General features: G+C 63.9%; 7 protein-coding genes and 1 pseudogene. 6 read left to right on the top strand and 2 right to left on the bottom strand.

Annotated features, from left to right (window positions below; all coding sequences use genetic code 11):
• Positions 1–83: 83 nt before the first annotated feature.
• Positions 84–1,562 (bottom strand): annotated as a pseudogene (locus AC2VOU_RS02565) (cytochrome P450); the annotation flags it as partial.
• A 148-nt stretch (positions 1,563–1,710) separates the two neighbouring features.
• Between AC2VOU_RS02565 and AC2VOU_RS02560 the strand changes: the two are divergent.
• Both AC2VOU_RS02560 and AC2VOU_RS02555 read left to right on the top strand, forming a co-directional pair.
• Positions 1,711–2,370 carry a TetR/AcrR family transcriptional regulator gene (locus AC2VOU_RS02560; RefSeq protein WP_486955950.1) on the top strand — a complete coding sequence of 220 codons (660 nt, stop codon included), beginning with the start codon at positions 1,711–1,713 and terminating at the stop codon, positions 2,368–2,370.
• A gap of 28 nt (positions 2,371–2,398) precedes the next feature.
• Entirely contained in the window at positions 2,399–3,262 is an 864-nt protein-coding gene (locus AC2VOU_RS02555) for an SDR family oxidoreductase (RefSeq protein WP_486955949.1), read from the top strand.
• A gap of 22 nt (positions 3,263–3,284) precedes the next feature.
• Here the strand turns inward: AC2VOU_RS02555 and AC2VOU_RS02550 are convergent, their stop codons facing one another.
• The gene (locus AC2VOU_RS02550; RefSeq protein WP_486955948.1) at positions 3,285–3,887 is read right to left on the bottom strand and encodes a TetR/AcrR family transcriptional regulator; all 603 of its coding nucleotides are present in this window, start codon (positions 3,885–3,887) and stop codon (positions 3,285–3,287) included.
• A gap of 93 nt (positions 3,888–3,980) precedes the next feature.
• On the opposite strand from AC2VOU_RS02550, the gene AC2VOU_RS02545 reads away from it, so the two are divergent.
• The 4 genes from AC2VOU_RS02545 to nrdE all read left to right on the top strand — a co-directional run.
• Entirely contained in the window at positions 3,981–4,538 is a 558-nt protein-coding gene (locus AC2VOU_RS02545) for an NAD(P)H-dependent oxidoreductase (protein ID WP_486955947.1), read from the top strand.
• Between the two features lie 383 nt (positions 4,539–4,921).
• Entirely contained in the window at positions 4,922–5,161 is a 240-nt protein-coding gene (locus tag AC2VOU_RS02540; protein ID WP_486955946.1) for a redoxin NrdH, read from the top strand.
• Positions 5,162–5,199: 38 nt separating this feature from the next.
• A complete protein-coding gene (gene nrdI / locus AC2VOU_RS02535; RefSeq protein ID WP_486955945.1) occupies positions 5,200–5,646 on the top strand; it encodes a class Ib ribonucleoside-diphosphate reductase assembly flavoprotein NrdI in 447 nt (148 codons plus the stop codon).
• Positions 5,616–7,022, top strand: a 1,407-nt coding sequence (nrdE, locus tag AC2VOU_RS02530; protein WP_486955944.1) for a class 1b ribonucleoside-diphosphate reductase subunit alpha, incomplete at its 3' end; no start/stop codon positions are given. The genes nrdI and nrdE, both read left to right, overlap by 31 nt.

The following is a 7,022-nucleotide window of genomic DNA, read 5'->3' as shown; positions in this document are numbered from 1 at the left end:
TAACCGCGAACGTCGACGTGTCGGCCGGGAAACCTCGTTCTTGCCACAACAAGTCGACGTTCGGTGCGTACCGGCATCGTTGAGAGGCGCCGCAGCACGATCGGCATGCCGTCCATCGGGATCGGCATGCCGCCGTAGTCCCACCGCGGCTGGTAGCCGGGATGGGCGAGTTCGAGGTGGTAGCGGCGCAGCAGTCGGTGCAGGATCGTCTTGACCTCGAGGCGGCCGAACACCATTCCGATGCACTTGTGGGCGCCGCCGCCGAACGGCGCGAACGCATACCGGTGCTGTTTGTGCTCCGAGCGCGGCTCCAGGAATCGTTCCGGGTCGAACTTGAGCGGGTCGGTCCACAGTTCGGGCAGCCAGTGGTTGGTCCCGGGCCACGTGACCACGTTGGTGCCGGCCGGCAAATAGTGGCCCAGCAGGTCGGTGTCGCGCACGGTTTGGCGCATGTTGAACGGCAACGGGGTGACCAGGCGCAGCGACTCGTCCATCACCAGATCGAGGGTCTCCAGCTTCTCCAACGCCTCGATGTCGAGCGGGCCGTCGCCGAGCCGGTCGGACTCGTCGCGGCAGCGCTGCTGCCACTCGGGGTTGGCGGCCAGGTTGTAGGCCATCGTCGTGGTGGTCGACGTCGAGGTGTCGTGGGCGGCCATCATCAGGAAGATCATGTGGTTGACGATGTCTTCGTCGGTGAAGCTGTTGCCGTCCTCATCGGCGGTGTGGCACAAGACCGAGAGCATGTCGGTGCCGTCAGCGTTGCGGCGCTGTTCTTTGACCCGCTTGACGAAGTAGTCCTCGAGCACTTTGCGGGCCTGCTTGCCGCGCCACCACTTGAACGGCGGGACGCTGGCCCGGATGATCGCGCCGCCGGCCCGCGTGGTGGTGGTGAATGCCTGGTTCACCCTCGTCACCAGGTCGTGGTCGGCGCCGGGCTGGTGGCCCATGAACACCACCGAGGCGATGTCGAGGGTCAGTTCCTTCATCGCCGGGTGGAACAGGAAGCGGGCGTCGTCGGTCGGGTAGTCGGCCACCACGGACGAGGCCACCGCGTCGATGTGGTCGACGTAACCGGTGAGCCGACTGCGGGTGAACGCCTCCTGCATGATCCGACGGTGATACATGTGCTCGTCGAAGTCGAGCATCATCAGGCCGCGGTTGAAGAACGGCCCGATGACCGGATGCCAGCCCTTCTGGGAGAACTCCTTGTTGCGGTTGGAGAAGATGGCCTGGGTGGCGTCCGGGCCGATCGCGACGACCGACGGCAGCGCCGCCGACTTGGCGTAGAAAACCGGTCCGCGAGTCTTGTACAGGTGCAGCGGGAAGTTCGGTCCGCCACGGAACATCTCGATGATGTGGCCCAGGATCGGCAAACCGCTGTCGCCCATCACCGGCTTGAGGCCGCTACCGGGCGGCGGCGTGGCCAGTTCGCGCTCCTTCCAGTCGACGGTCAGCAGCCGCTTTTCCAGCAGGCCCATCCCCGGAATGGTGTTGACCGTCGGCGTGAATCGGCGCTTGGCCTGATCCAGCAGGTACTCGGGGGTACTGATGGTCGTAGTCAACTTCGACGACACCTTCCTCCTGGCGGGCCCGCGGCCCAAGGTCGATCGACTGTGTGGCAGACATCACCGCCCGTCATCCTTCGGGTAAACTTGACGGCTGTCAAGTTTCCTTTTGCGTGTGGCGTAGTGCAAGGTCGTAGGCGTGCGCATCGAGCAAGGGGCTGATCGTGCGACCGAGCAGGCCACGGAAGTCCCGGTTCCGCGGCGACGGGGAGATCGCCAGCGGCATGCCATCGTGCAGGCAGTGCGCGAGTTGCTGCAGGAAAAGCCGTTCGCCCAGCTGTCGGTCAGTACGATCAGCGATCGCGCCGGGGTGGCGCGGTCCGGGTTCTACTTTTACTTCGACTCCAAGTACGCCGTATTGGCCCAAATTCTCGCCGACGCAACACAGGAGCTCGAAGAACTCACCGAGTACTTCGCCCCACGCGGCGTCGACGAGACGCCGTCGGCGTTCGCCAAACGGATGGTGGGCAGTGCAGCGGCGGTCTACGCCCACAACGACCCGGTGATGTCGGCGTGCAATGCCGCCCGCAACACCGATGCCGAGATTCGCGACCTGCTCGACCAACAGGTCGAAAGCGTCGTGCAGCAGATCATCGGCATCGTCGAAGACGAAATACGGGCCGGTACCGCCCACCCGATCAGCGACGACATCGCGACGTTGGTGCGCATGCTGTCGGTGACCACCGTGCAGATGCTGTCCGGGGACTCCGCCTACCTGGGCGACCAGGGTGACGTCCAGCGCGGTGTGCAGGGGCTCGAAGCATTGTGGCTCAACGCGCTCTGGGGCGGCTCGCTGCAGGCATAGCGCGATACCGTGGGTATCGTCACTGCCCATGTCGAAGAAGACGTTCGCGGGAAAGCGGTGCCTGATCACCGGCGCGGCCAGCGGCATCGGTCGCGCGACCGCCCTGCGGCTGGCGAGCCAGGGTGCCGAGCTGTACCTCACTGACCGCAACGCCGACGGCCTGACTGCGACGGTGCATGACGTGCGCGCGCTTGGCGCCGACGTTCCCGAGTGCCGTGCCTTCGACATCTCTGACTACGACGAGGTCGCGGCGTTCGCCGCGGCGATCCATGCCAACCACCCGAGCATGGATGTCGTCATGAACATCGCCGGTGTCTCGGCGTGGGGGACCGTCGACCGGCTGTCGCACGAGCAGTGGGACAAGATGATCTCGATCAACCTGATGGGCCCGATCCATGTCATCGAAAACTTCGTTCCGCCAATGGTGGCGGCGCGTAGCGGCGGACATCTGGTCAACGTGTCGTCCGCGGCCGGGCTGATCGGCTTGCCGTGGCATGCCGCCTACAGCGCGAGCAAGTTCGGCCTTCGCGGGCTTTCCGAAGTGCTGCGGTTCGACTTGGCCCGCTACCGCATCGGGGTGTCGGTGGTGGTGCCCGGCGCCGTGCGGACTCCGCTGGTCGACACCGTCGAGATCGCCGGCGTCGACCGTGATGACCCGCAGGTAAGTCGCTGGGTCGACCGCTTCAGCGGCCATGCGGTGTCGCCGGAGAAGGCCGCGGAAAAGATCCTGACCGGGGTCGCCAGGAACCGATTCCTGATCTACACCTCGGCTGACATCCGCGCGCTGTATGCGTTCAAACGTGTTGCGTGGTGGCCCTACAGTGTCGCGATGCGGCAGGTGAACCTGGTGTTCACCAAGACGCTCAAGCCGGCTCCGGTCCTGCCCCGGTAGGCATGCCGGATTCAGCGCTGGTTCATCGTCCACAAAGCTTGCGCGCCAGGGTTTCCCACGCATCGCCGAGCGCTTGCAGAGATTGATCGTGATCGGTCAGCCGGTGCTCGACGTAGTCGGCCTCCAGCAGCGCCAGCAGGGCGTCGGTCTGGGCGTCCAGGTCCCCGGTGCTGCCGGCCGCGTGCAGCAGCATGCGGACGTGGGTGTGCAGCACCGTCGCTGCCGCGCCGTAGCGGAACTGCGGATCGCGGTTGGCGGCCACCAGGAGTTCGTGATGGGTGTGCGCGAACTTCAGCCGGGACCGCCCGAAGGCCAGCAGTCGTTCCAGCGGTTGCGCGTCGGGTCCCAGCGGTGGTGGGCCGAACATGAATGCCTGCTGGTTGGTCCGTTCGTCCTGGTCGAGCAGCACCATCATCAGGCCCGCCCGGCTGCCGAAGCGGCGGAACACGGTGCCTTTGCCGACGCCGGCGGCCGCGGCGATGTCCTCCATGGTTACCGCGTCGGCGCCGCGTTCGTCGATCAACCGGCGGGCCGCGTCCAGTAGCAGCGCGCGGTTGCGGGCAGCGTCACCGCGCTCCTGCGGCACAGAAACCGGCAGGTCGCGAACCAGGTCGGCGGCGTCCACGAAAACACTGTAACGGCACTGGAACAAAACGGACTATGGTCCGGTTGAATGGATGCGAGGATGTGCACCAACCACCGAAGGGAACTGGAGATCATGCCGAATACCACTGTGTTGGCGCTGGTAGGAAGCTTGCGCGCGGCGTCGGTAAACCGTCAGATTGCCGAGTTGGCCGCCGAGATGGCGCCGGACGGCGTCACTGTCACTGTCTTCGAAGGTCTCGGCGATGTGCCGTTCTACAACGAGGAGATCGACGACGTGATGAACGCCGACGCTCCGCCGCTGGCGCCGGTGACCGCCTTACGTGCCGCGGCCGCAGCCGCCGACGCCGCCTTGGTGGTGACCCCGGAATACAACGGCAGCTATCCGGCCGTCGTCAAGAACGCGATCGACTGGCTGTCTCGGCCATTCGGTGACGGCACGCTCAAAGGCAAGCCGCTGGCCGTGATCGGCGGATCCTTCGGCCAGTACGGCGGCGTGTGGGCCCATGACGAGACCCGCAAGTCGTTCGGGATTGCCGGCGCCAGGGTGATCGACACGATCAAGCTGTCGATTCCGTTCACGACGCTCGACGGTCAACACCCGCGCGAGCACGCCGAAGTGGCTGACAACGGGCGTGGCGCGGTGGGCAAACTGGCTGCCGAAGTCAGCTGATCTCTGCTTTGCTGGGCGAAGCCGGAAGGGTCGCGATGTCGGTGCCCGGTGGTAATCCTGTCGGTACACCGCAGCGAGGCCGTTTTGTGACCTGCGACACGCCGAAGACGCCACCGCGCCAAGGCCTACGACCAGGGAATTCCACGAATGTTTTTCCGAACATCTGGTATCTCCACTTATTGTCGACCACTAGGTGTAGTGTTTCCGACACCGACAGACCCTAGATGTGCCTGGTCGGTCGGGACGCATCAGCCGACGGCGCGAGCTGGCTCAGGCGGACCGGCAGGACGGGAATTCTGCGGCGTGGCGGTTCGCTGAATATCAGTGAGTGCGTGGTAGCCAAGTCCGTGTTTCCATCGTCATACAGAGGGGTTGTAACGCCGATGAGCGTCACCGTTTACACCAAGCCGGCCTGCGTGCAGTGCAACGCCACCTACAAGGCGCTGGACAAGCAGGGCATCGCCTACGAGAAGGTCGACATCACCTTGGACTCCGAGGCGCGCGACTACGTGATGGCGCTCGGCTATCTGCAGGCCCCCGTCGTGGTGGCGGGCAACGACCACTGGTCGGGCTTCCGTCCGGACCGGATCAAAGGGCTTTCCGCAGCAGTCCTGAGCGCCTGACCGGTCAACGGCGCAGCAAGATCAAGGAGGGGATCGCCGTGCCGTCCGCCAGCTTGGTGTACTTCTCCAGCGTCTCGGAGAACACGCACCGGTTCGTGCAGAAGCTGGGTCTTCCGGCAACGCGGATACCGTTGCACGGCCGTATCGAGGTCGACGAGCCGTACGTGCTGGTGCTGCCGACCTACGGAGGCGGGCGGCCGACTCCGAACATCAACGACGGCGGCTATGTCCCCAAACAGGTCATCGCCTTTTTGAACAACGAGCACAACCGATCGTTGATCCGCGGCGTCATCGCCGCGGGCAACAACAATTTCGGTACCGAATTCGCCTATGCGGGCGACGTGGTGTCCCGCAAGTGTGGCGTGCCCTACCTCTATCGCTTCGAACTGATGGGGACCCCGGACGACGTGGAATCCGTCCGCGCCGGTCTCGCCGACTTCTGGAAGGAACAGACGTGCCAACAACCGTCGCTGCAGAGCCTGTAACCACCGGCATGCATGGGTTGCCCGATGAAACGGACTACCACGCGCTCAACGCGATGCTGAATCTGTACGACGCAGACGGCAAGATTCAGTTCGACAAGGACCGCGAGGCGGCCAACCAGTACTTCCTGCAGCACGTCAACCAGAACACGGTGTTCTTCCACAACCAGGACGAGAAGCTCGACTACCTGATCAAGGAGAACTACTACGAGCGTGAGGTTCTTGACCAGTACTCGCGCAACTTCGTCAAGACGCTGCTGGATCGCGCGTATGCCAAGAAGTTTCGGTTCCCGACCTTTCTCGGCGCATTCAAGTACTACACCTCGTACACGCTCAAGACATTCGACGGCAAACGCTACCTAGAGCGCTTCGAAGACCGCGTTGTGATGGTCTCACTGACGTTGGCGGCAGGCGACACGGCGCTGGCCGAGAAACTCGTCGACGAGATCATCGACGGCCGATTCCAGCCCGCCACGCCGACCTTCCTCAACTCCGGCAAGAAACAGCGCGGTGAGCCAGTCTCGTGCTTTCTGCTTCGCATCGAAGACAACATGGAGTCGATCGGACGCTCGATCAACTCCGCGCTGCAGCTGTCCAAGCGCGGCGGGGGAGTCGCGCTGCTGCTGAGCAACATTCGTGAGCACGGCGCGCCGATCAAGAACATCGAGAACCAGTCATCGGGCGTCATCCCGATCATGAAGCTGCTCGAAGACTCGTTCTCCTACGCCAACCAACTGGGTGCACGTCAGGGTGCCGGCGCGGTGTATCTGCACGCTCATCACCCCGACATCTACCGCTTCCTGGACACCAAGCGCGAGAACGCCGACGAGAAGATCCGGATCAAGACGCTGAGCCTCGGCGTGGTGATCCCTGACATCACGTTCGAGCTGGCGAAGAACAACGAGGACATGTACCTGTTCTCGCCGTATGACGTCGAGCGCGTCTACGGGGCGCCGTTCGCCGATATCTCGGTCACCGAGAAGTACTACGAAATGGTCGACGACGCGCGCATCCGCAAGACCAAGATCAAGGCCCGGGAGTTCTTCCAGACGCTGGCCGAGTTGCAGTTCGAGTCGGGCTACCCCTACATCATGTACGAGGACACGGTGAACCGGGCCAACCCGATCGAGGGCAAGATCACCCACTCGAATCTGTGCTCGGAGATCCTGCAGGTCTCCACCCCGTCGTTGTTCAACGAAGACTTGTCGTATGCCAAAGTGGGCAAGGACATTTCGTGCAACCTGGGCTCGCTGAACATCGCCAAGGCGATGGACTCGCCGGATTTCGCCCAGACCATCGAGGTGGCCATCCGGGCGCTGACCGCCGTCAGCGACCAGACCCACATCACCTCGGTGCCCTCGATCGAGCAGGGCAACAAC

It is taken from the genome of Mycobacterium sp. TH-M25 (assembly GCF_057473665.1).
Note: the sequence above shows the minus strand (reverse complement) of the source record. Positions and strands in the feature narration are given on the sequence as shown.